The following is a 23,885-nucleotide window of genomic DNA, read 5'->3' as shown; positions in this document are numbered from 1 at the left end:
TCCCCTTCGTCCTCGACGGCGTCGCTGTCGGTGCTGCCCTCCACGGCACCCCGTGGGCCGGTCCGGGAGGCAGCGCCCGGTGGCGGTCATCCGCTCACCTCCCGGCAGGCGCGGTAGAAGTCCTGCCAGCCGTCCCGCTCGCGCACGACCGCCTCCAGGTACTCCCGCCAGACCACCCGGTCGGCGGCCGGGTCACGGACCACGGCGCCGAGGATGCCCGCGGCGACGTCACCCGCCCGCAGCACGCCGTCGCCGAAGTGGGCGGCCAGCGCGAGGCCGTTGGTGACTACGGAGATCGCCTCCGCGGTGGACAGGGTGCCGCTGGGCGACTTCACCTTCGTACGGCCGTCGGCGGTGATCCCGTCGCGCAGTTCGCGGAAGACGGTCACCACGCGGCGGATCTCGTCGATGCCGTCGGGCGCCGGCGGCAGGTCGAGGGAGCGGCCGATCTGGTCGACGCGGCGCGCGACGATGTCGACCTCCGCGTCGACGCTCTCCGGCAGCGGCAGCACGACCGTGTTGAAGCGCCGGCGCAGCGCGCTGGACAGGTCGTTGACGCCGCGGTCGCGGTCGTTCGCCGTGGCGATCAGATTGAACCCGCGGACCGCCTGCACCTCCTGGCCCAGCTCCGGGATGGGCAGCGTCTTCTCCGACAGGATGGTGATGAGCGTGTCCTGCACATCGGCCGGGATGCGGGTCAGCTCCTCGACGCGCACGGTCATCCCCTCCGCCATGCCCCGCATGACGGGGCTCGGCACGAGGGCGTCGCGGCTCGGGCCGTGGGCGAGCAGCTGCGCGTAGTTCCAGCCGTAGCGGATCGCCTCCTCCGGGGTGCCCGCCGTGCCCTGCACCAGCAGGGTGGAGTCACCGCTGACCGCCGCGGCCAGATGCTCGGAGACCCAGGTCTTCGCGGTGCCGGGCACCCCGAGCAGGAGCAGCGCGCGGTCGGTGGCGAGGGTGGTGACGGCGACCTCGACGAGGCGGCGCGGGCCGACGTACTTGGGTGTGACGACCGTGCCGTCGGGCAGGGTGCCGCCGAGCAGATAGGTCGCCACCGCCCAGGGCGACAGCTTCCAGCGGGCCGGGCGCGGACGGTCGTCCTGCGCGGCCAGGGCGGCCAGTTCGGCGGCGAAGGCGTCCTCGGCGTGCGGCCGCAACGCCTCCCCCGCACCTCGCGCGGGCGGATCGACCACCGTCGGTTCCACGGACACAGTCATGGCTGAGGTCCCCTCCAGCTCGGCCGGTTCGGATCTGGTGTCCACCGTGCACCACGCCACTGACAATCCGTTCCGACCTGCGCGGATACCGGATCCGCAGGGGGCCGGTCCCGGCCTCGGGGCCGATTGTCAGTGGGGGGACCTACCTTCGATGTCATGACTCAGCAGGGGGTGCGCTGGACGGCGGACCAGGTGCTGGCACTGGCACCTGACGCCGCCTCACGCAAGGCGGGGAGCAGGCTCGGTGAGGCCGGGCCGTGGTCCGAGGCGGGCAGTTCCGACGAGGGGGCGGTGTGGGGGCTGTGCAAGGGGAGCGGCAGCGATCCGTACCGGACGGTGGTCGATGTCGCGGACGCGTCCGGTCCGGCGTACCGGTGCAGTTGTCCGAGCAGGAAGTTCCCGTGCAAGCACGCGCTCGGACTGCTGCTGCTCTGGGCGGGCGGGGACGGCGCGGTGCCGCCCGGGCAGCCACCGGCGTGGGCCGGGCAGTGGCTGGCGGGGAGAAGGAACCGGGCGCAGGCACAACGGACGGAGGGCGCCGGGGGTTCCGCGCCGGGGAGCGCCGATCCCGAGGCGGCGCGGCGCAGGGCGGAGCGCAGGGCCGCCTCGGTGACGGCGGGGGCGACCGAGCTGGAGGAGCGGCTGGCGGACCTGCTGCGCGGCGGTCTGGCCGCGGCGGAGCAGACGGGGTACGGGCTGTGGGAGGAGACGGCGGCCCGCATGGTCGACGCCCAGGCGCCCGGACTGGCCTCCCGGGTGCGGGAGCTGGGGGCGGTACCGGCGTCCGGTTCCGGCTGGCCCGTGCGGCTGCTCGAGGAGTGCGCCCTGCTCCACCTGCTGGCCCGGGGCTGGCTGCGCCGCGAGCTGCTGCCGGACGGCCTGGCGGCGACGGTCCGTTCCCGGGTCGGCCTGCCCGGCGCGGCGGACGGCCCGCCGCTGCGCGACCACTGGCTGGTCCTCGCCCAGTACGACACGGGGGACACGAAGCTGACGACCCGCCGGATCTGGCTGCACGGTGCCACGACAGGGCGTACGGCGCTGCTCCTCTCCTACGGGGCCGCCGGCCGGTCCCCGGAACTCGCGCTGCCGGTGGGGCTGTCCCTGGAGGCCGAGGTGTCCGCCTACCCGGGCACCGGGCAGCCGCGGGTGGCGCTGGGCGAGCAGTTCGCGTCCCCCGTGCCCACGCGGACGCGGCCGGCCGGTGTGTCGACGGCCGCCGCGACCGCCCGCTACGGCGCGGCGCTGCGGGACGATCCGTGGCTGGACTCGGTCCCGGTGACGCTGGAGCGGGTGATACCGGTCCCGGACGGCGACTCCTGGCAGCTCGCCGACGCCGAGGAGGACACGGCCCTGCCGCTGACGCCCGCCGCCCGCTCCCGGCCCGGCCTGTGGCGACTGGTCGCCCTCTCGGGCGGCGGCCCCGTCAAGGTCTTCGGCGAGTGCGGCCACCGGGGTTTCACCCCGCTGACGGCCTGGCCCGAGGGCGCGGGCGAGGCGGTGTCCCTGTGCTGACCCGTCGCCCGTCGCACGGCCCTGACCTGCCGCACGACTCCGGTCTGCCGCACGACTCCGATCTGCCACTCGGCCCCCTTCTGCGGGAAGGAACCCGATGAACAGGACGTCCCCGCCTGTGGACCCGCCCGCGCCGGGCTCCTGGGAGGACCTGGTCACCACGGCGCTGCTCGGCACCGACCGGCGTACGCCCGCCGTCTCCGTGCCGGGCCGGGCGGCCCCGTCGGCGCTGCTGGACACGGCGGCCGTCCAGACCGTACGCAGACGGGCCGGACTGCGGCCGGCCCGCGCGGCCGGGCGACCGCAGGCCGCGCCCGCCGACCCGCGCCCGGCGCTGCCCACGGCGGCGGCGCGCCGGCTGACGATGCTGCTGGCCGACCGTCCCGGTGCGGGCGGCGGAGGCCGCAGGGGTACCGCGCCGGACCTGCTGGAGCTGCTGCCCCAGTGGCTCCAGGTGGCGAACTCCCACGGCTTCGCCGCACCGCCCCAGACGATGCCCGCCCTGCTGGACGCGGCCCGCGGTCGTACGGATCTGCGGCCTGCGGTGCTGAGGTTCGTGGGTCCTCGTGCCGTGTGGCTGGCGCGGCTGAACCCGGACTGGAGGTTCGCCCTGCGGGCGACGCCCGGTGCGGGGGCGGCGCTGCCGGATCCGCGGGAGGCCGACCGGGTCCGGCTGCTGTGGCAGGAGGGTCTGTTCGCCGAGCGGGTCGCCCTGTTGTCGGCGATCAGGGCGCGGGAGCCCGAGGCCGCTCGCGAGCTGCTCGACTCGACCTGGGCGACGGAGCGCGCGGAGGACCGGCTGATGTTCCTCGACTCGCTGCGCACGGGCCTCGGCCCGGAGGACGAGGACTTCCTGGAGCGGGCGCTGGCGGACCGCAGCCGCAATGTGCGGGCGACGGCGGCGGAGCTGCTGTCGGCGCTGCCGCACTCCGCACTCGCCGCCCGGATGGCGGTGCGGGCCGGGGCGTGCGTGGCCGTCGATCACATGCGGACCGCGCCGACGCTGGCCGTGGAGGCACCGCACGCGTGCGACGCGGACATGGAACGCGACGGGGTGGTGGCCAAGGCACCGGCGGGCCGTGGGGAAAGATCCTGGTGGTTCGGCCAGCTGGTGGAGGCGGCGCCGCTCGCCACCTGGCCGGCCCGGCTCGGCGGGCGCACGCCCGGGGAGATCGTGGCGCTGCCCGTGGCGGACGACTGGCAGGGCGAGCTGCACGCGGCCTGGTGCCGGGCGGCGGCGCGGCAGGGGGACGCCGGGTGGGCGCGGGCGCTGCTCGGCACCCCCTCGGCCCCCGAGGCGGGCGGGCCGGGGGCGGTGTCCCTCGCGGAGCGGGCGAAACTGCTGGGGACGCTGCCCTCGGGCGAGCGGGCCGAGTGGGTCGCCCGGTTCGTCGCCGCGCACGGCCTGTCCGAGGCGTTCCAGCTGCTCGGGGTGTGTGCGGTGCCCTGGGCCGAACCGCTCGGCCGGGCGGTGGTGGACGCGCTCAACATCGCACGGGACGCCGGAAGCTATCCGTGGAGCTTCAGCGGGGTGATGGGGCTGGCCGAGCGCTGTCTCGACCCGGCGGAGGCGGGCCGGCTGGACGGGCTGCTGGCGGTGCCGGACGAGCCGGAGGACGCGTCGCCGGGTGCCGGGGGCTACTGGGCGGAGGCGTTCCAGCGCCTGGTGACCACCTTGCGCCTGCGCGCGGTCATGATCCATGAGCTCGGGGCGGCGGCCGCCGATCACCACTCGCCGCCACAGCCCACCGTTCCGCCCCACTCCACCCCGGACGCCCCAGCCCCAGGCCACTTCACCTCGGACGTCCCAGCCCTGGACCACGACACCCCGGACCACTCCACCCCGGACAACCCCGTCCCGGACGCCCCCGCCCCGGAACGCACCGAGACGCACCGTCCGTAGCAGGGGCCCATCCAGCGACGCGCTCATCCGCAGGAACGCGCCCCTCCGCAGGAACGCGCAAACGGAGCGCCACGCCCGTGCGCAGCGAGGCGCCCGTCCACGCCGGCGTGGCCGTCCGCGGCGGCGGCCCGTCCGTAGCAAGGCGCCCGTCCACAGCGGCAGGGCCGTCCGTGACGGCGGCCCGTCCGTGGCGGGGCGCTAGGCCCCCGTGGGCTGGCGGGCGTTGGCGCGGACCCAGTCCACGATCGACGCCGTGGTCGCGCCGGGTGTGAAGATCTCCGCGACGCCCTTCTCCTTCAGCGACGGGATGTCCGCCTCGGGGATGATCCCGCCGCCGAAGACCAGGATGTCCTCCGCGTCCCGCTCCTTGAGCAGGTCGATCACCGCCCCGAAGAGCGTGTTGTGCGCCCCGGAGAGGATGGACAGCCCGATGGCGTCCGCGTCCTCCTGGATCGCCGTGTCGACGATCTGCCCGGGGCTCTGGTGGAGCCCGGTGTAGATGACCTCCATACCGGCGTCGCGCAGGGCTCGCGCGATCACCTTGGCCCCACGGTCATGACCGTCGAGCCCCGGTTTGGCCACCACGACGCGGATCGGGCCGGCTGCCACACCCATCACTGCCTCCATGAAGCGACTGCATCCATCCCTACCGACGAGTACCGCACACACCGCGCCGTCCGGGAAGTGAACGAACGTTATCGCCAGCATCCCGCAACCGGCAGTTTCGCGAAGGTGGCCAGAGGGGAAATCACACGATGGGACACGTTCGCCGCGCACCGTTCCGAGTCTCCGCGGCCCCCGAGCCACACACCCGTGCGGCCGAGGGGCGAGGAGGGAACCCGCGCACGGGAGCCGCAACGAGGTCGCCGCACCACCGGGCCGCGGAGCCGCGCGCCCCGGCGGTACGGCGGGTCGACACAGGAACGCCGGGCACACCGACCGCACAACCCACCCGGAGCACCCGCTCGGGGCACACCGTCCGATCAGAGCCGCAGAGCGCTCGGAGCACCAGGAGCGCGGAAGGCAGAGGGAACAGAGAGCCGCAGGAGACCATCGCGCACCCGGCGCGCCCCCACCGACACGCTCCGTCGCGACTTCCACGAGAGCACACGGGGAACAGAGCCGTCCTCCGCGTGCCGACAGGAGGTCGGCCATGAAGGTCACCCGGGCGCTGCCGCCCTTTCTGCCGCTCTGCCAGCGGATTCTGCCGGTGCTGCCGGTCAGGCTGGCGGGCCTCTCCCTGACCCTCCTGAAGGCCACGGCCCTGGAGATCGCGATCCTCGCGGGACATCTGCTTCTCTACCCGTCCGGAATCGTCCAGGAGCGAAGCGCGTCGGCCGCCCTGGACAGCACCGGAACCTCCGGCACCCCGCAGCTGCCGGCCCGGCCCGATCCACCCGTCGTCCTGCTGCACGGCTTCATCGACAACCGCTCCGTGTTCGTCCTGCTGCGGCGCTCTCTCGCGCAGCACGGCCGGCACCAGGTGGCCTCCCTGAACTACTCGCCGCTCACCTGTGACATCCGCACCGCCGCGGAACTGCTCGGCCGCCACATCGAGGAGATCTGCGAGCGCACCGGCAGCACGCAGGTCGACATCGTCGGCCACAGCCTCGGCGGCCTGATCGCGCGGTACTACGCCCAGCGGCTCGGCGGCGACCTGCGCGTGCGCACCCTGGTCACGCTCGGCACCCCGCACTCCGGCACCCGGGTCGCGCGCCTGGCGAACGCGCACCCCATCGCGCGCCAGATGCGGCCGGGCTCGGCGGTCATCGAGGAACTCTCGCTGCCCGCGCCCGGCTGCCGTACGCAGTTCGTCAGCTTCTGGAGCGACCTCGACCATGTGATGGACCCGCTGGAGACGGCCTGCATCGACCACCCGGACCTGCTGGCGCAGAACGTGCGGGTGAGCGGTATCGGGCACCTCGCCCTGCCGGTGCACCCGGCCGTCGCGACCGGCATACGGCAGGCGCTCGACACCGTACGCCAGACGGCCGCGGACATCGGTGCCGGCACCACCGGGCGCCCCGGCGACGCGACGGTGGCCTGAGGGCCCGACAGAGACAACGGACATAGGGAATATTCCACCCGGGAGGCGGCGCATCGGGGCCGCCTCCCGCGGCCCTGAGAGCCCTTCATATTCGAACAATCCTCGAACGCCAGGCCAAACTCGTGCCCGCAGTCCCCCGAAACGCGGCCGATTGCCCGTTTCCCGCAAGCACGAAACCTGGCGAAGATTGTCGTGCGCTCATACCGACGGGTACAGTCGCCGCACTGCTCTGGCAGCCCCTGTTGTCGAGGCGAAAGAGAAGTTGGTGAACGACCGTCACCCGTCGGGGACCATGACCACCCCGGCTCCGGCTTCCGAGCCCGCCTCGGCGCACTATGCGCCGTACGGCACCCAGGAGGCCCAGTACGGCGGCTTCACCACGTACGGCGTCGGCTACGACGCGAGCGGTTTCGGCACGGTCGGCTTCGACCCCGGAGCCCACGCCTCCGGGACCTTCCCGGCCGGCCCCTTCCACGGCGACGGCAGCCTCCAGGGCAACGCCCCCGACGCGGGCGCCTACGACAGCTCGTACCACGCCGGCGGCACCTACGACACCGGCGCGTACGACGGCGGTCACCACACCGGCCACCATCACACCGGTCACCACACCACCGGCCACCACACCGCTCACGACTCCGGCTCCTACGACGCGAGCCAGTGGTCGGCCGACGCGCACCAGAACCAGGCCTACGACCCGTACGCGGCCCAGCATTCCGGCTACGACACGGGGTCGTACGAGACGACGGCCTGGTCCACCGGTCACCAGCAGTTGTCCGCCGTACCGCCGCAGGCAGCGGCCTCCGACACCTCCGGGCAGTGGGACGCGCACACCTGGCTCCAGACCGACGGCGCCCCGGCCGACCCGACCCAGCAGTGGGAATGGGGCACCCAGGCCTTCGACACCGGCGCCTACGACGCCACGCAGTGGAACACCGACGGCGACACGCCGGACCTGTCCGACGAGCACCCCGAAGCCCCCTCCGAAGAGCCCTCCGCCGAGGAGCCGGCCCCGGGGGCCGAGGAGGAGCCCACCGCCACCGGTGAGCTCCCCGCCGTGGCACCGCTCCTCGACGACCAGGAGGAGCTCACCCCGCTCCCGGCACCACGCACGACCTCCCGCTCCCGCCGCCGTACGCCCGCCAGACGCTCCGCGCTGCTGACCGTGGCGGTGCCCTCGGTGTGCGTGATGGGTGTCGCCGGGGTCGCGGCCGCCTCGGTGGTGGGCAACCTGACGGACGACGGCAGGGAGACGACGGCGTCCGCCTCGGACGCGAAGGCGGTGAAGCCCTCCGCCGCCAACAACAAGCTGGACAGCCAGCTCCGGAGCCTGTCCGCCGGCGCCGACGACTTCGCCGACCGGGCCAGCCGTACGCAGGAACGCATCGACCTCAGGGCCCAGCAGGAGTCCGAGAAGAAGAAGGCGGCGGCGGAGGCGGCCCGCAAGGAGCGGCTGCGCCCGAAGTACGCCATTCCGGTCGAGCGCAAGGGCCTGAGCGCCTACTTCGGCCAGGCCGGGGTGAACTGGATGTCGGTGCACACCGGCATCGACTTCCCGGTCTCCTACGGCACTACGGTGATGGCCGCGACCGACGGGACCGTCCGCACGCAGTGGAACAGCGCGTACGGCAACATGATGATCGTGACGGCGATGGACGGCACGGAGACCTGGTACTGCCACCTCTCCACCTACCGCGTCGCCTCCGGTACGACGGTGAAGGCCGGCGACCCGATCGCGTACTCCGGGAACTCGGGCAACTCGACCGGTCCCCATCTGCACTTCGAGGTGCGGCCCAGCGGCGGCTCGGCCATCGACCCGCTCCCCTGGCTGCGCAGCCACGGTCTCGACCCGACGTAACCCCGCACCACCCCCGAATCGGTGTCACCGCCCCCGAATCGGTGTCGCCGACCGAATCCGTGTCGATCGAGCCCCCGGGAGATCCCGAGGGCCCTTTCCACGACCGCTAGAGCTTCTCCACCGGCGCGTACCGCAGCAGCAGCCGCTTCGGCTTGGTGTCGCCGAAGTCGATCGTCGCCTCCGCGTTCGAGCCCGTGCCCTTCACACCGACGACCGTGCCGAGTCCGAACTGGTCGTGCGTGACCCGGTCACCGACGGACAGGGAGACCACCGGCTTCTCGGAGGTCCGGCGCGTGGCGAAGCCCGCCGCACCGGACGCCGACGAACGCGAGCGCGAGGACGACAGCGAGGCCGCCGGTCCCGAGGCGGGACCGGAGGACATGGGTGCCGTGGCGCCCGTCCGCTTCCACTCCAGGTGGGCCGGCGGGATCTCCTCCAGGAAGCGGGAGGGCGGGTTGTACGAGGGCTGCCCCCAGGCGCTGCGCAACGCCGACCGGGTGAGGTAGAGCCGCTCACGGGCGCGGGTGATGCCGACGTACGCCAGCCGGCGCTCCTCCTCCAGCTCCTTGGCCTGACCGAGGGCGCGCATGTGCGGGAAGACGCCGTCCTCCATGCCGGTCAGGAAGACGACCGGGAACTCCAGTCCCTTGGCGGTGTGCAGGGTCATCAGCGTGATGACGCCGTCGCCGTCCTCCTCGTCGGGGATCTGGTCGGAGTCGGCGACCAGCGCGACCCGCTCCAGGAAGTCGGAGAGCCCGCCCGGCGCCTCGCCCTCGCCGGCCTCCTGCTCGAACTCCAGGGCCACGGCGGCGAGTTCCTGGAGGTTCTCGATGCGGGTCTCGTCCTGGGGGTCGGTGGAGGCCTGCAACTCGGCGAGGTAACCGGTCCGTTCGAGGACGGCCTCCAGGACCGTCGCCGGGCCGGCGCCCGACTCGACGATCGTGCGCAGGTCGTCCATCAGCACGTTGAAGCGCTGGACGGCGTTGGTGGAACGCGCGGCCATTCCGTACGCCTCGTCGACGCGCCGCAGCGCCTGCGCGAAGCTGATCTTCTCGCGGTGGGAGAGGGCGTCGATCATCGCCTCGGCGCGCTCGCCGATACCGCGCTTGGGCACGTTGAGGATGCGGCGCAGCGGGACCGAGTCCTCCGGGTTGGCCAGGACGCGCAGGTAGGCCAGGACGTCCCGGACCTCCTTGCGCTCGTAGAAGCGGACACCGCCGACGACCTTGTACGGCAGGCCGACCCGGATGAAGATCTCCTCGAAGACACGGGACTGGGCGTTGGTGCGGTAGAACACCGCGACATCGCCGGCCTTGGCCTGGCCCGCGTCGGTGAGGCGGTCTATCTCGTCGGCGACGAACTGCGCCTCGTCGTGCTCCGTGTCGGCGACGTATCCGGTGATGCTCGCGCCCGCGCCGGCGTTGGTCCACAGGTTCTTGGGACGGCGGGACTCGTTGCGCTCGATGACCGCGTTGGCCGCGGAGAGGATGGTCTGCGTGGAGCGGTAGTTCTGCTCCAGCAGGATCGTCGTCGCGTCCGGGTAGTCCTCCTCGAACTGGAGGATGTTGCGGATGGTGGCACCGCGGAAGGCGTAGATCGACTGGTCGGCGTCACCCACGACGCACAGCTCGGCGGGCTGGAGGTCGAACTCGCCGGACGGCGCGTCCACGGGGTGTTCCGAGGTGCCGACGAGCTCGCGGACCAGGGCGTACTGGGCGTGGTTGGTGTCCTGGTACTCGTCGACGAGCACGTGCCGGAAGCGGCGGCGGTAGTGCTCGGCGACGTCCGGGAAGGCGCGCAGCAGGTTGACCGTCGTCATGATCAGGTCGTCGAAGTCGAGCGCGTTGGCCTCGCGCAGCCGCGACTGGTACATCGCGTAGGCCTGGGCGAGGGTCTTCTCGAAGCCGTCGCCGGCCCGGGCCGCGAAGTCCTCCTCGTCGATCAGCTCGTTCTTCAGGTTGGAGATCTTGGCGCTGAAGGACTTCGGCGGGAAGCGCTTGGGGTCGAGGTCCAGGTCGCGGCAGACCAGGGCCATCAGACGCTTGGAGTCGGCGGCGTCGTAGATCGAGAAGGACGACGTGAAGCCGAGGCGCTTGCTCTCGCGGCGCAGGATGCGCACACACGCGCTGTGGAAGGTCATCACCCACATCGCGTGGGCGCGCGGGCCGACGAGCTGCTCGACGCGCTCCTTCATCTCGCCCGCGGCCTTGTTGGTGAAGGTGATCGCGAGGATCTGGCCCGGGTGCACGCCCCGCTCGCCGAGCAGGTGGGCGATGCGGTGGGTGAGCACCCGGGTCTTGCCGGAGCCTGCGCCGGCCACGATGAGCAGCGGCGAGCCGGAGTGGACGACGGCGGCGCGCTGGTTGTCGTTCAGCCCCTCCAGGAGGGCGGCCGGATCGACCGCCGGACGCGGGGCGCCGTCGCGGTAGTAGTCGTCCCGGTCCGGAGGCAGGTCGAACTTCCCGCCGAACAGATCGTCCGGAACCGGCTCCGGCACGTGCTCGTCCTCGGGCGGAGGCGGGGGCTCCTCCCCATGGGCCCGGGGGGCCTGGAGATCCGCCAGGAAGCTGTCGTCAAAGAGGCTGCTCATCGCTCTCCGAGTCTAGGGCGCCGCACCGACAACCCGCCGCCGTCCCGGGAACATCCCCGCCGCCGTCCCGGGAACATCCCCGTGGCCGGGCGGCCTCGACCGTAGGGCCGGGAGGGGAACGTCACACTCCGCAGCCGGGTCGGAAGGGGCCCTCGCCACCCTCGGTGGCCCGGGTGCCGCGGTACGGCAAAGCGGGAAAAGATGTCCGAGCACCATCAAGCGTGAGCATCCGTGCCGGATCGACCGCACCCCGGCACAGCCGAGTCCCAGGTCACGAAAATGTATCGGGCATATCGCCCATCAACCTTCACAAGGGCCACAGGAGTTGGCTAGCGTGCCGGGCGGGCCGCACGACCCCCACCGGCGAACGTCGCCGGGCCGCGTGGCCTCCGCCGAGTCCAGTACGCCCGCACGGCGACCGGAGCCGGGGACCCGACCGAGACCTGGGGTGAATCGGCCCCCGTCCCCCATCGGGGACCGGCCGTAGGGCAAACCTTCCGATCATCCGCCCGAACCCGACAGCTAACCCGGTAGGCGGAGTGTGGAAGGAGTCGCCTCCCTTGGCGTCGCACCGCAAGTCGCGTCCCACCGGCACACGCGCAGCAGGCATACGGACCCCCGCCCTGGCCACGGCGGCCCTCACCTCCGTCGCCCTGTTCTCCCAGACGGCCCACGCGGTCCCCTCGGCCGACGACAGCCGGCCGAGCCTCGAAGAGGTCGAGAAGAAAGTCGACGACCTGTACCGCCAGGCCGAGTCGGCGACCGAGAACTACAACGCGGCCAAAGAGAAGACCACCAAGCAGCGCAAGCACGTCGACACCCTGCTCGACAACGTCGCCCGGCGCACCCAGAAGCTCAACGAGGCACGCGAGGAACTCGGTTCCTTCGCCGCGGCCCAGTACCGCACCGGTGCCACCGCGCCGGACACCGCGACCTTCCTGCTCGCGGACTCGCCCCAGGACTACTTCGACCAGGCCCAGCTCATGGGCCGGCTGACCTCGCGGCAGAAGGGCGCGGTCGACGACTACGTCACCGAGCAGGCCGCGACGATGAAGGAGCGCCGCAAGGCCACCGAGAGCCTCGACACGCTCACCGACGCGCAGAACGATCTCCAGACCGCCAAGGCGACCGTCCAGAAGAAGCTCGCCGCCGCGCGGGTGCTGCTGTCCCGGCTGACGGCCGAGGAGAAGGCCCGGCTGGCCGCGATCGAGAAGCAGAAGCAGGAGGCCGCGGTCAAGGCGGCGGAGCTCGCGAAGCAGCAGGCGGAGGCGGCAGCGGCGAAGGAGAGCGCGGCATCGAGTTCGGACTCGTCCTCCTCGTCCGGCTCCTCGTCCTCGTCCTCCTCCTCGTCCTCGTCCTCCTCCTCGTCCGCGGACTCCGCCGTCGGCACCAAGGCCGAGAAGGCGCTCGCGTTCGCCCGCGCGCAGATCGGCAAGCCGTACGTCTGGGGCGCGACCGGGCCCGGCTCCTACGACTGCTCCGGCCTCACCCAGGCCGCCTGGAAAGCCGCCGGGGTCACCCTGCCGCGCACCACCTACGACCAGGTGAACGCCGGCACCACCGTCTCCCTCGCCGACGCCCGGCCGGGTGACCTGGTCTTCTTCTACGACGACGTCAGCCACGTCGGCATCTACATCGGCGACGGCATGATGATCCACGCCCCCAAGCCCGGCGCGTACGTCCGCGAGGAGTCGATCTACTACGACGGCGAGTCCGGGATCCACAGCGTGGTCCGCCCGGCCTGACGCCCGGCCCCGGCACCGCCCGTCCGCCCGGCACCTCCACGCAGGCGCCGGGCGGACGGGCGGTGCCTGCGGCCGCGGGTATTTACGGGTGCCCGCGCGCGTGCCCCGCTCGCGACGCGCACGGCGCTCCCTAGCATCGGCGCATGCCCTCCACCCCCCGTATCCCACCGCTCCGCGCCCGGTGGGCGTGGCGTGAGCCGGCGACCGGAGCCGCGGTGCTGGCGACCGGCATCCTGTCGGTCGGACTGGAGCAGACCGGGCACGAGGTGCTGTCCCGGATCGCCCTGGTGCCGGCCTGCGCCGCCTGGCTGGCCCTGGCGGCGGGGTTCGCCGTCCAGCTGCTGTGGGAGCGGGAGGCCTGGGTGCGCCGGGCGACCGCACCGGCCGCGCTCACCGCGGTCGCCGCGACCGCGGTGCTCGGCAGCCGCTTCTCGCTGCTGGGACGGCAGACCCTGGCCGAGGCGCTGCTGGCGCTGGCCGCCGTGCTGTGGCCGGGGCTGCTCGTGGCCGTCCTGCGGCACTGGGGGAACCGTATGGCGGGAGCCGTGTTCCTCGCGTGCGTGGCCACCCAGGGGCTCACGGTGCTGGCGGCCACCCTCGCCGCGGCCCTGTCGACGGCCTGGCTCGCGCATACGGCGCTGGTGCTGTTCTGGCTGGGGCTGGTGCTCTACGGCCTGGCGCTGGCCCGCTTCGACCCGCGCCAGGTGGTCGAGGGCGCCGGCGACCAGTGGGTGGCCGGCGGGGCGCTCGCCGTCTCGGCGCTGGCCGGCGCGCAACTGCTAGCCGCCGACAGCGCGCGCCTTTACCTGTGGAACGACGACGACCGCGGCGTCCTGCGCGCCGTGACCGCCGCCCTGCTCGCGCTGGACCTGTGCTGTTACGCCGTGCTGCTGGCGGCCGAGCTGCGGTGGCCGCGGCTGCGCTACGACGTGCTGCGCTGGTCGACCGTGTTCCCGATGGGGATGACGGCGGCAGCGGCGTCGGCCGTCTCCTCGGCCCTCGGTGTGCCGTGGCTGAAGGGGATCGGGGAGGTGCTGCTGTGGGTCGCGGTGGCCGTGTGGCTCACGGTCGCCGTGGCGGCTCTGCGGGCGGTCCCGGAGGCCGTCCGCGCCGATGTCAGGTCCACAGCACCGCGATGAAGACGTTCGCCGTGGTCAGCAGGCCCACCAGGCCGAACAGACCCTTGTCCACCGTCTCGTCGTCCCGCTTCACGTAGACGAGGCCGAGGATCACGATCAGCAGGGCCAGTTTCACGCCGATCTTGATGTTGTTGACCGGGTGGTCGTCGGCCTGATCGAGGCCGACCAGGATCACGCCGGTGACCAGCATCGTCGCCGCGCCGTGCAGCATCGCGGGGACGAAGCGGGCGGCGCCGCGGCCCATCGCCTTCATCTGGGTGAGGAAGCCGCCGAGGAGCGCGGCGATGCCGATGATGTGCAGGCCGACGAAGAGATGGATGAGTACGTCCATGAGGCCGGAGCCTAACCAGGGGCGTCTCCACCGCCCGACACCACCCCGTCGGCGATGCCTGCATATATGCGCGCCATAGCACCGCGTAACCCGCCTGCGTCCGGAAATCCTGCCATCGGTCATCACACTGCGTGAAGGCGACGGCTCCCGGTTCGGATCCCGGTCACTCGAGGCCATCATTCGATCCACTCGCGACAGTTCCGTACATGACGTTATCCACCCGACATAAACGGGCCTAGCGTCCTCCCCCAGGTGACCGGCTCCCCACCGCCGCCCGGACCAGGGGCGGCAGTCGGCCACCACCGCCGAGAAGGTCCGGCGGCGGCCCGCTCCCCCTGTGTGTGGTCGCCGCCGGACGCGTGGACCGCCCCCGGGCGGCCGTACGTCCGCTCCCCTGGCGGCCGTGCGTCCGCCCGGGAGCCGTTCCGGGACGGGCGGTCGTACGAAAGGACGTGCAAGGCCACGTGGCAGCGCACCGCAAGCCCCGACCGCGCTCGCTCAGCGGCAATACGGTCCGTACCGCCGCCACGCTCGCCCTCGCGGGCGCGGCGACCGCCACCGTCTTCGACGGGACCGGTCACGCCGAGCCGAATCTGACGCCGGGGCAGGTCAGGGCCAAGGTGGACCAGTTGTACCGGGAGGCCGAGGCGGCCACCGAGAAGTACAACGGCGCGCACGAGAAGGCGCAGGCCGCCGAGAAGCGGCTGGGGACCCTGCGCGACGAGGCGGCCCGCCGGGAGGAGCGGCTCAACTCGGCCCGGGACGCCCTGGGTTCGATAGCCGCCGCCCAGTACCGCGCCGGCGGCATGGATCCCGCGCTGCAACTCGCGCTCTCCGACGACCCCGACCGGTACCTCGACGGTGCCGCCTTCGCCGAGCGGGCCGGCGACCGGCAGGCGGGCGCCGTCGCCCGGGTCCGCGGGCAGTTACGGGAGATCGAGCAGTTGCGCGGGGCCGCACGCGTCCAGCTCACCTCGCTCAAGGCCCGGCAGGCGGAACTGCGGCGCGAGAAGCGGACGATCACCGGGAAACTGGACGCGGCACGGCAGTTGCTGGCCCGGCTGCCGGCCTCCGAGCGCGCGCGGTCGGCCGGCGTCGGCGGCGGCACGACGAGCCGGGCCTCGCGGGGGACGGCGGACGCCCGCGTCGGCCTCCGGGCGCCGGGCGCCGCGACGGCCTCGGCCCCCGACGCCCGGGCGGCGGACGCCGTCGCCTACGCCTACTCCAAGCTCGGCAGCCCCTATGTGTGGGGCGCCACCGGGCCGGACGCCTTCGACTGCTCGGGGCTCGCCCAGGCCGCGTACCGCGCCGCCGGGGTCTCCCTGCCCCGCACGACGTACACCCAGATCGGCGCGGGACGACGCATCTCCCGCTCCGAACTGCTCCCGGGCGACCTGGTGTTCTTCTACTCGGGCATCACGCACGTCGGCATCTACGTCGGCGACGGCCAGATGATCCACGCCCCCAACCCCTCGGCGCCGGTGCGGCTCGCGCCCATCGACGAGATGCCGTTCGCGGGGGCGACGCGGGTGGTGTGAGGGCCGCGGCGGACGGGCCACGAGGACGGGCGACGAGGTGCCCGGCGAGCCCGACGACGGTCGGCAGCCGCGCGGGTACGGCCGGAAGAGGGCGGACGCGGCGACGCCGTGACGATCAAGTGCGCCACGGCACGGTAGCGTCGGCGCGCGGAGCGGCAGTGTGCCGCCCGTACGCCGTCCGCCGTCGCGCCGTCCGAGAGGGTCCCGATGCCCGGGTCCATGCTGCCGCCTCCCCCACCGCCGCCCCACGACCGGACCTGGCCGGACCGCGGGGCGCTGCTGGCCGACCGGTCGCGGGCGCTGGAGGAACTGCGGGGGCACAGTCTCGGGGTGCACCGGGTGCTGCTGCTGTGGCTGCTGGCGCTCGCGGCCGTCATCGGCTGGTCGCTGCTGGTCCTGCCGCTCCAGCAGCGCGAGGAGGCGCACCCGACGGGCCTCCTCCTCGCTCCCCTCTTCGTGCTCCTCGGCCTGGCCGCCCTCACCCCGCCGCTCGTCGCCGTCTTCCGCGCCATCCACCGGGACCGCCAGCTGAGCGGGCTCCTCGACGCCTGGCTGGCCCTGGACAGCCACCCGCAGACGGACGCCCGGCTGCGCTCTCCCGGTCTCAGCCTGTTCTGGCTGCTGTCGTCCTCGGCGATCGGCGCCACGGGGCTGTGGGCGTCCCTCGCGGCCGCGGCGGGCGCGGAGCCCGGCCGCTCGACCTACGGCGATGTCGCCCTGCGCATGGGCGTCGGCACGATCCTGTGGCTGACGGGCCTGATCGGCGTGGTGAAGGCGGTACGGCACTACCGGTGGGCGCTACGGGCACTGGGTCCCGCGCCGACCCCGGGGCACCGCTGAAGAGCTTGGAGGCCGCCGCTCACACCAGCCGTCGCGCCGTCGCCCACCGGGTCAGCTCGTGCCGGTTGGAGAGCTGGAGTTTGCGCAGTACCGCCGAGACATGGGACTCGACGGTCTTGACCGAGATGAAGAGCTGCTTGGCGATCTCCTTGTAGGCGTACCCGCGGGCGATCAGGCGCAGCACCTCCCGCTCGCGCTGGGTGAGACGGTCGAGGTCCTCGTCGACCGGCGGGGCGTCGGTGGAGGCGAAGGCGTCGAGGACGAACCCGGCCAGCCGCGGGGAGAAGACCGCGTCGCCGTCCTGGACGCGGAAGACGGAGTCGACCAGATCGGTGCCGGTGATCGTCTTCGTCACATAGCCCCGCGCGCCGCCGCGGATGACCCCGATCACGTCCTCCGCCGCGTCGGAGACGGACAGCGCGAGGAAGCGCACCGGCCGTTCGGCGTCGGCCATCAGCGGGGCGCAGCGGCGCAGCACCTCGACCCCGCCACCGCCCGGGAGATGGACGTCGAGCAGGACCACCTCGGGCCGGGTGGCGGTGATGACCGTGACCGCCTGGTCGACGTCCGCGGCCTCACCGACGACCTCGACACCGGTCTCGTCGGTCCGTCCGATCTCGGCCTGCACCCCGGTACGGAACATCCGGTGGTCGTCGACGAGGACCACGCGCACATGACGCCCGGCCCCACCGCCCGTCCCCGCCGTGCCGTTCGTCTCGGTCGGCTCGCTCATGACGTCTTCTCCGCCCTCTCCATCTCCAGTTCGACCTCCGTGCCGCCGTCCGGCACCGCCCGCAACCGGGCCGTGCCGCCGTACCGCTCCATGCGGCCGATGATCGATTCTCTGACGCCCATGCGGTCGGCGGGTATCGAGTCGAGGTCGAAACCGGGACCTCGGTCCCGGACGGACACGAAGACCGACCTCCCCTCGACCTCCGCGTAGACCTGCACGGCGCCGCCGTCGCCACCGTACTTGGCGGCGTTCACCATTGCTTCCCGCGCGGCCTGCATCTGTGCGCCGGTCCGTTCGTCGAGCGGGCAGTCGCCGACGACCACGACCTCGATGGGGACGCCGTGCTTGTCCTCGACCTCGGCGGCGTTGCGCCGCACCGCGTCGGCGAGGGTGGTCGGCTCGTCGGCCTCGTCCTTGCCGGTGCCCTCCGGCTTGTACAGCCAGGTGCGCAGGTCGCGCTCCTGGGCGCGGGCGAGCCTGCGCACCTCGCTCGCGTTCTCCGCGTTGCGCTGGATCAGGGTCAGGGTGTGCAGCACCGAGTCGTGCACGTGGGCGGCGACCTCCGCGCGCTCCTGGGCGCGGATGCGCATCAGCCGCTCCTCGGAGAGGTCCTGGGTCATCCGGACCAGGTAGGGCCCGGCGAGCAGGGTGATGCCGACGAGGACCGCGAGGGCCGCCTGGAGCACCGAGCCGAGGTGGGCGGCGGAGCCCTGGAGCACGAAGATGCCGGAGACACCCGCGGTGACCAGCAGGACACCGCCCACGGCGCGCAGCAGGGACAGCGTGCGCCGACGCCGCCCGACCTCCACCCAGCGGGCCCGCCGGGCGTTGTCCGCCTGGCGCCAGACGAGGGCGACGCCCGCGCCGACCAGGACGGCCGGCACGAGGTACGCCTTGGCGCCGCTGCCCAGGTTCACACTGCTGACGAAGATCATGGCCACGGAGACCATGAGCAGCAGGGCGACGATCTGTCCCTTGTCCGGCTTGCGCGCCACGAGTCTGCGCCGACCGTCGGGCGAGGTCTCGGTGCTGACCAGGGACGGGGGTTTCTGGTCGCCCACGCCGCCGACGCCGAGCGGGACGAAGAACCAGAACGCGGCGTACAGCAGGGCGCCGAGGCCGTCCGCCATGAACAGGCCGACGAAGACGAGCCGCACCCAGATCACGGGCAGCCCGAGATGTCCGGCGAGCCCCCGCGCCACACCGCCGAGCCAGCGTCCGTCGCTGCTGCGGTAGAGCTTGCGCGGGGGCCGTGGTTCGGCGAGGGGCTCTGTGACGACGTCCGGCATGCCACCGATGGTCACACGGACGGCAGGTCCGGGACATCAGGGTGGAGCCCCGAGACTCCCCTGATCTCCGCCGGGTCCGACGGGCGCCCTCCCGGGGGCCGAAATATCAGGGTCCGGCCAGGGTCGTCCCGGCTGCCGTCACGGTGGCCCGCCCGTCACCATGGACCCATGACCGATCACCCGCGTGCCGCGGACGCCGTGCCGGACGAGGACGCCTCGTCCGGCGCGCACGCCGACCCGGCCGCCGGTGAGGAAGCGCGCGCGGCGGAGCGGGCGGGAGCAGGCGAGGGGACGAACGTGGCGGAGGAGGCGGTGATGGCCGGCGCGACGGGAAGGACCGGGGACCGGACGTCGGCCGACGGTACCGACGGGGCGGCGGGAGCCGGCCGGGCCGGGAGCGCGACCGGCCGTGCCGACGGTGAGGCCGGTCGGGACGACGACGGCCGGTCGCCCGTCACGCCTCACGGATTCCGGCGGGACCGGCGGTACAAGACGCTCGCCGGGGTGTGCTCCGGGCTCGGGCGGCACTTCGACATGGATCCGGTGATCTTCCGGATCACGCTCGCGGTGCTCGCCGCGACCGGCGGCGTCGGCCTGATCTTCTACGGCTTCGCCTGGCTGTTCGTCCCGTACGAGGACGAGGACGAGAACGAGGTCCGCAAGCTCCTGACCGGCCGGGTCGACGGCCAGGCGCTGACCGCCGTGCTGTTCGCGCTGGTCGGCTGCGGGGTCTTCCTGTCGATGCTGAACAACGGCAGCGTGCTCGCCTTCGCCGTCGTCCTCTCCTTCCTCCTCGCGGGCGCGGGGTACTGGTCGCAGCGGCGCGGCGCCCCCGACCCCGATCCGCTGGCCGCGCAGGCCGTGGCCGACGCTCCGCCGGAGGCCCAGGCGCCACCGGTGCCCGCGGCCTACCCGTCCTGGTGGCGCGACCCGATCGTCAAGGACGGGACGCATGTCGGCGGCACGGGCTATCTGTGGGGGCCCGCGGACTCGCGCCGCCGTGACGTCGACGCGGCCGTCGGCACCGGCCCGGTCGGCGACGCGCGCGGCCACGACGGGAGCGGCACCTGCCGGACCCGTCGTTCCGGGCCGCGCCGGATCGGCGGCCGGATCTTCCTGCTCGCCCTGCTCGCGGGAGCCCTCGGCAGCCATCTGACCCGGCAGGACCATCCGTTCGGCACCAGTCTCCAGATGGGTCTGGCCTGCGCGCTCGTCGTCTTCGGCGTGGGCATCGCGGTCAGTTCGCTGCTGGGCCGCACCGGGGCGGGGTCGGTGTTCCTGGCGGTGGTCACGGCCGCGCTGCTCGGGGTCGCGGCCGCGCTCCCGGCGGACGTCGACGCGCACTGGACGCACACGACCTGGCGGCCCGCCGCGGTGGCGGACGTCGCGCCGAAGTACGACCTGGGCAACGGTGTCGGGAAGCTGGACCTGTCCCGGCTGGAGCCGGCCGAGGGCACCACGGTGTCCACCGAGGCAAGTGTGGGGGTGGGCCGGCTGCTGGTGGTCGTACCGCCGGAGGCGACGGTCCGGCTGAGCATCGACGTCGGGCTGGGTGACATCCGGTTGCCGGGCGACAACGCGAAGGACGTGGACGTGGAACCGGGCAAGCACACGCAGGTGACCCTGCCGCCCGTCTCGGGCGGCACGCGGGCCGGCACGCTCGATCTGGATCTCCAGGTCGGCGCGGGACAGGTGGAGGTGGCTCGTGCCGCGTCATGAGTTCCAGCCGGGGAGGCTGGTCGCCGGGTTCTTCCTGGGCCTCGCGGGCGTGGTGTTCGCCGGTGACGCGGGCGGGCTCTGGCGGACCCCGTGGTTCGCGGTGATCCCGCTGGTGGTGGGCGGCCTCTGCCTGGCGGGTGCCGCCGGGATCCTGGCCAAGGGGATACGTCTGCGCCGGCGCCGGAACCGCGGACCCGAAGCGGGGGCGCGGCAGAGGACGCCGGTCTGACCTCGGACTCTGCTCGGGGTGAGGCGCCGGTGACCGGGGAAAGCGACCGGCGCCCCGCCACCGGCTACGCGTAACTGCCGCGTCGTCGCCGTGCGCTCAGCAGGGCGTCCAGGGAGAACACCGGGGCGCCCGCGAGGACCAGGGGCAGCCAGGCCATCAGATAGGGAAGATCGTTGCCGAAGTAGTAGGGGTCGGTGGACCAGCTCACGGTCAGCCAGAGACTGAGGGAGATCAGCGCGCCGCCGAGTGCGGCGAGGCGTGACAGCAGACCGAGCAGGGTGCCGAGACCGACGGCGAGTTCACCGAAGGCGATGGCGTAGCCGAAGCCGACCGGGCTCTTCAGGGCCAGGTCAACGAGGGCCGGGATGGCCGAGGAGTCGCGGACGGCACGCATCGTCTCGCCGATCGACCCCGCGCCGGAGGCTTTCATGAAGGCGCTGTCGGTGAGTTTGTCCAGTCCGGCGTAGACGAAGGTGACGCCGAGGAAGATCCGGAGGGGAAGCAGGGCGTAGCGGCTCGCGGTGTCCCGCAACGAGCCGCCGCCGTTGAGATAGGAGGAGTGCGTATCCGTACGAATGCCATGAGTCATCGCTCGTAGTCGCCTCTCGCCGCAGGACGTGGTCCCTGGACAGACCATACGTACGAAAGGGGCCCGCGGCTCACCCCCGGCACCGCCGTTTTCCGATTTCCGCCCCCGGCAGCGCACCGTGGCCGGCGTGGTCCCCGTCCACCCCGAGGACCGACGGCCGGCTGCCGCGTCAGTCCGTCACGTCGATCTCGTAGCGGTTGGTCTCCACCCCGGCCGCGGTGACGACCTGCACCTCCACCCGTCCCGGTTCCACGTCCGCCGGGACCGGCACCGTCAGCAGGGCGTCCGTGGGGTTGCTGAAGCCGCCGGTGACCGGGACCAGGGGCACGTGGACGTGCACCGGGCCGATGCGCACGACCATCCGGGACAGCCGGTCCGCGCCCTGCGCGCCGGGCGGTACGAAGCCGGCCCCGCGGATCTCGATGTCGTCGCCCGTGCGGATGGGGGCGTCCAGGTCTCCGGCCTCCCGGGCCCGTACGACGGAGAGGATCACCGGGCGGCCGCCCTCTGCGTACTTGCCCGCCAGGTAGGTGGCCGCCGACACCAGGACCACCACGGCCAGCCCCCAGGGCAGGTCGGGCAGCTGGTCCGGACGGCGGGCCAGCCGGACCGCGCCGAACAGCAGGGCGACCGTGCTGATCACGACGTACTGGATGTCGGCGAACGTGCCGCGTCCGTCGTCGTCGGTGAGCAGGTCGGCCGCGCGGGGGCGGTGGGCGCGTACCTTCTGGAGCTTCTGCCCCAGCACCCGCAGCCCGACCACCCGCCGCACCAGGACGGCGATCCCGCACACCACCGCGAGCACGGTGACCACGCCCGCCCCGCGGGCCAGTTCGAAGCCGGAGATCAGCGCGTCCCGCTCGGCGTGGTCGGAGGCGGCGGCCAGCCGGCCCACCAGGACGAGCACGGCGTAGGCCACGAACAGCACCCAGGCGGCCGCGACCGCACGCGAGGTCGACAGACGGTTGTCCTCGCCGATGACCGGGGCCAGCGCGCCACCGCGCGTCCGGTGCAACCACGACGCGGCGGTCAGGGCGCCGGCCACCACCAGCGCCGCCAGCAGTCCCGCCGTGCGGGCGGCCGTCCAGCCCGCGCCGATCGCCGTCAGCGCCTGGGCCAGCAGCAGGGCCACGACCACCGTCCACGCGGTGCCGGCGGTGCGCCCCCACAGCCGGGCCAGCCAGGCCCCGCCCTCGGCCCGGCCGCGTTCGGCGACGGCCTCGGCGGACTGCGTCAGCTCCTCCGAGACCCACTGGCGGGAGGCCGGGACCGAGTGCGCCACCGCCGCCGGCAGCCCCTGTCCGGCGGCGAACCCGTCCCGTTTCAGCAGGAACGCGGCGACCGCGCGCCGATGTCCCTCGCGGGCCCCGTGCGGGCAGTCACCGCAGGTGCAGCCGCCCGCGTGCGCGCCCGTCTCCGCGCTCTGTCCAGCCTCCTGTGCCGCCACGCCCGACGCCCCGCTCTCCCGCAACCACGACCATGACCAACCGGACCGGCGGCTCTGCCCGGAGCCCGGACACCGCCGTCGCCCCCTCCCGGACAACTCCGGTGCGACAACAGCGAATTGTGCCCTACGACACATGGCGCGCATTCGGCAGGTCCGGTCGGGGCGGGACACGGGACGACAGCCCCGGCGACCCGCTCGGATCCCGGCGGGCGCTCAGCTCAGCAGGTCGGGTTCGCTCCGGCTGATGTCCTGCCACGTCGGCTGGTAGTTGATCCATGCCACCAGGTCGCCGCCGAGCTGTTCCCGGGTGGCCGCCGCCAGCTTGTGGTCGATGAGCACCGGACGGCCCGCCGCCTTCGCCATCAGCTGCACCTGGCAGGACCGCTCCAGCGACAGGAACCACCAGGCCGCCGCGTCCACCGAGTCGCCGACGGTGAGCAGGCCGTGGTTGCGCAGGACGAGCGCCTTGCGCGAGCCGAGCGCCTCCGCGACACGCCGGCCCTCCTCGGCGTCGACGGCGACACCGGTGTAGGCGTCGTAAAGGGCGTGGTCCTCGTAGAAGGCACAGCTCTCCTGGGTGATCGGGTCCAGGAGGTCGCCGAGCGCCGACAGGGCGCGGCCGTGCACCGAGTGGCAGTGGGCGACGGCGACGACGTCGGGGCGGGCCGCGTGGACCTGGGAGTGCACGGTGAACGCCGCCTGGTTCACGTGGTAGCGGCCCTCGATCACCTGCCCGTCCTGGTTGACCAGCACCAGATCGCTGACGGTGACGTGCTTGAACGGCATTCCGAACGGGTTGACCCAGAAGCAGTCGCTGAACTCGGGGTCGCGCGCGGTGATGTGCCCCGAGACGCCGTCCTCGAAGCCGAGCCGCCCGAACACCCGCAGCGCGCCGGCCAGCCGCTCCTTGCGATGCCTGCGCTCGTCCTCGGGCGCGTCGTGCATCGGCGGCATGGCGAACCGCAACTGGTCGGTGGGCAGGGGCGGGGGCGGGGTCCCGTGCATAGGTCCTCCAGCACTGAGTTTCTTACCGGGCGGAAGTTACCGTCGGTCAGCGCAGGAGAACAGGGATGTTATGCAAAGATGACGCGCGCCACAGAAATTCACGGGCCACGGAAATTCACGCGCCACCTATACCTGACAGCAGATGTCCGGTATAGGC

At 73.1% G+C, this 23,885-nt stretch carries 19 protein-coding genes and 1 riboswitch; of the genes, 10 read left to right on the top strand and 9 right to left on the bottom strand.

What is annotated here, in order from left to right:
• Window positions 1-86: 86 nt before the first annotated feature.
• Window positions 87-1,217: an ATP-binding protein gene (locus ACZ60B_RS01610; RefSeq protein WP_469383298.1), complete on the bottom strand. Its 1,131-nt coding sequence runs from the start codon at window positions 1,215-1,217 to the stop codon at window positions 87-89.
• Window positions 1,218-1,373: 156 nt separating this feature from the next.
• On the opposite strand from ACZ60B_RS01610, the gene ACZ60B_RS01605 reads away from it, so the two are divergent.
• Window positions 1,374-2,729: an SWIM zinc finger family protein gene (locus ACZ60B_RS01605; RefSeq protein WP_469383296.1), complete on the top strand. Its 1,356-nt coding sequence runs from the start codon at window positions 1,374-1,376 to the stop codon at window positions 2,727-2,729.
• Between the two features lie 97 nt (window positions 2,730-2,826).
• The gene (locus ACZ60B_RS01600) at window positions 2,827-4,632 is read left to right on the top strand and encodes a DUF5691 domain-containing protein (protein ID WP_469383295.1); all 1,806 of its coding nucleotides are present in this window, start codon (window positions 2,827-2,829) and stop codon (window positions 4,630-4,632) included.
• A 198-nt stretch (window positions 4,633-4,830) separates the two neighbouring features.
• Here ACZ60B_RS01600 and ACZ60B_RS01595 read toward each other — a convergent pair whose 3' ends face one another.
• The gene (locus ACZ60B_RS01595) at window positions 4,831-5,247 is read right to left on the bottom strand and encodes a cobalamin B12-binding domain-containing protein (protein ID WP_469383294.1); all 417 of its coding nucleotides are present in this window, start codon (window positions 5,245-5,247) and stop codon (window positions 4,831-4,833) included.
• 538 nt (window positions 5,248-5,785) lie between these two features.
• Here ACZ60B_RS01595 and ACZ60B_RS01590 point away from each other — a divergent pair.
• Entirely contained in the window at window positions 5,786-6,679 is an 894-nt protein-coding gene (locus tag ACZ60B_RS01590) for an esterase/lipase family protein (RefSeq protein WP_469383293.1), read from the top strand.
• A 292-nt stretch (window positions 6,680-6,971) separates the two neighbouring features.
• A complete protein-coding gene (locus tag ACZ60B_RS01585) occupies window positions 6,972-8,534 on the top strand; it encodes a M23 family metallopeptidase (protein ID WP_469383542.1) in 1,563 nt (520 codons plus the stop codon).
• A gap of 106 nt (window positions 8,535-8,640) precedes the next feature.
• On the opposite strand, the gene pcrA is transcribed toward ACZ60B_RS01585, so the two are convergent.
• On the bottom strand, window positions 8,641-11,124 hold the full coding sequence (gene pcrA / locus ACZ60B_RS01580; protein ID WP_469383292.1) for a DNA helicase PcrA: 2,484 nt from the start codon (window positions 11,122-11,124) through the stop codon (window positions 8,641-8,643).
• A gap of 380 nt (window positions 11,125-11,504) precedes the next feature.
• Window positions 11,505-11,676, top strand: a riboswitch (cyclic di-AMP (ydaO/yuaA leader).
• Between the two features lie 8 nt (window positions 11,677-11,684).
• Between pcrA and ACZ60B_RS01575 the strand changes: the two genes are divergently transcribed.
• Entirely contained in the window at window positions 11,685-12,869 is a 1,185-nt protein-coding gene (locus ACZ60B_RS01575; RefSeq protein ID WP_469383290.1) for a C40 family peptidase, read from the top strand.
• A gap of 143 nt (window positions 12,870-13,012) precedes the next feature.
• Window positions 13,013-14,008: a tellurite resistance/C4-dicarboxylate transporter family protein gene (locus tag ACZ60B_RS01570; RefSeq protein WP_469383289.1), complete on the top strand. Its 996-nt coding sequence runs from the start codon at window positions 13,013-13,015 to the stop codon at window positions 14,006-14,008.
• Here the strand turns inward: ACZ60B_RS01570 and ACZ60B_RS01565 are convergent.
• Window positions 13,986-14,339, bottom strand: coding sequence for a hypothetical protein (locus tag ACZ60B_RS01565; protein ID WP_469383287.1), 354 nt, complete (start codon window positions 14,337-14,339; stop codon window positions 13,986-13,988). The two genes, ACZ60B_RS01570 and ACZ60B_RS01565, sit on opposite strands and share 23 nt — an antisense overlap.
• 464 nt (window positions 14,340-14,803) lie before the next feature.
• On the opposite strand from ACZ60B_RS01565, the gene ACZ60B_RS01560 reads away from it, so the two are divergent.
• Window positions 14,804-15,877, top strand: coding sequence for a C40 family peptidase (locus ACZ60B_RS01560; protein WP_469383285.1), 1,074 nt, complete (start codon window positions 14,804-14,806; stop codon window positions 15,875-15,877).
• A gap of 219 nt (window positions 15,878-16,096) precedes the next feature.
• Window positions 16,097-16,717, top strand: a complete 621-nt coding sequence (locus ACZ60B_RS01555) for a hypothetical protein (protein WP_469383284.1) — start codon at window positions 16,097-16,099, stop codon at window positions 16,715-16,717.
• Between the two features lie 19 nt (window positions 16,718-16,736).
• Here the strand turns inward: ACZ60B_RS01555 and ACZ60B_RS01550 are convergent, their stop codons facing one another.
• Both ACZ60B_RS01550 and ACZ60B_RS01545 read right to left on the bottom strand, forming a co-directional pair.
• Window positions 16,737-17,450 carry a LuxR C-terminal-related transcriptional regulator gene (locus ACZ60B_RS01550; RefSeq protein WP_469383283.1) on the bottom strand — a complete coding sequence of 238 codons (714 nt, stop codon included), beginning with the start codon at window positions 17,448-17,450 and terminating at the stop codon, window positions 16,737-16,739.
• On the bottom strand, window positions 17,447-18,739 hold the full coding sequence (locus ACZ60B_RS01545) for an ATP-binding protein (RefSeq protein WP_469383282.1): 1,293 nt from the start codon (window positions 18,737-18,739) through the stop codon (window positions 17,447-17,449). The genes ACZ60B_RS01550 and ACZ60B_RS01545 overlap by 4 nt, the downstream gene beginning before the upstream one ends.
• Window positions 18,740-18,907: 168 nt before the next feature.
• Between ACZ60B_RS01545 and ACZ60B_RS01540 the strand changes: the two genes are divergently transcribed.
• Together ACZ60B_RS01540 and ACZ60B_RS01535 are read left to right on the top strand one after the other, a co-directional pair.
• Window positions 18,908-20,458, top strand: a complete 1,551-nt coding sequence (locus ACZ60B_RS01540) for a PspC domain-containing protein (RefSeq protein ID WP_469383280.1) — start codon at window positions 18,908-18,910, stop codon at window positions 20,456-20,458.
• Window positions 20,445-20,687 carry a hypothetical protein gene (locus ACZ60B_RS01535; protein ID WP_469383279.1) on the top strand — a complete coding sequence of 81 codons (243 nt, stop codon included), beginning with the start codon at window positions 20,445-20,447 and terminating at the stop codon, window positions 20,685-20,687. The genes ACZ60B_RS01540 and ACZ60B_RS01535 overlap by 14 nt, the downstream gene beginning before the upstream one ends.
• 64 nt (window positions 20,688-20,751) lie before the next feature.
• On the opposite strand, the gene ACZ60B_RS01530 is transcribed toward ACZ60B_RS01535, so the two are convergent.
• The 3 genes from ACZ60B_RS01530 to ACZ60B_RS01520 all read right to left on the bottom strand — a co-directional run bounded on the left by ACZ60B_RS01530 (window position 20,752) and on the right by ACZ60B_RS01520 (window position 23,728).
• Window positions 20,752-21,276, bottom strand: a complete 525-nt coding sequence (locus tag ACZ60B_RS01530; protein WP_469383277.1) for a DoxX family membrane protein — start codon at window positions 21,274-21,276, stop codon at window positions 20,752-20,754.
• A gap of 169 nt (window positions 21,277-21,445) precedes the next feature.
• Window positions 21,446-22,723, bottom strand: a complete 1,278-nt coding sequence (locus tag ACZ60B_RS01525; RefSeq protein ID WP_469383275.1) for a hypothetical protein — start codon at window positions 22,721-22,723, stop codon at window positions 21,446-21,448.
• Window positions 22,724-22,936: 213 nt separating this feature from the next.
• Window positions 22,937-23,728 carry a class II aldolase/adducin family protein gene (locus ACZ60B_RS01520; protein ID WP_469383273.1) on the bottom strand — a complete coding sequence of 264 codons (792 nt, stop codon included), beginning with the start codon at window positions 23,726-23,728 and terminating at the stop codon, window positions 22,937-22,939.
• Window positions 23,729-23,885 lie beyond the last annotated feature (157 nt).

This window comes from Streptomyces sp. NPDC104096, assembly GCF_055584385.1.
This window is presented reverse-complemented; position numbering and strand designations above follow the sequence as displayed.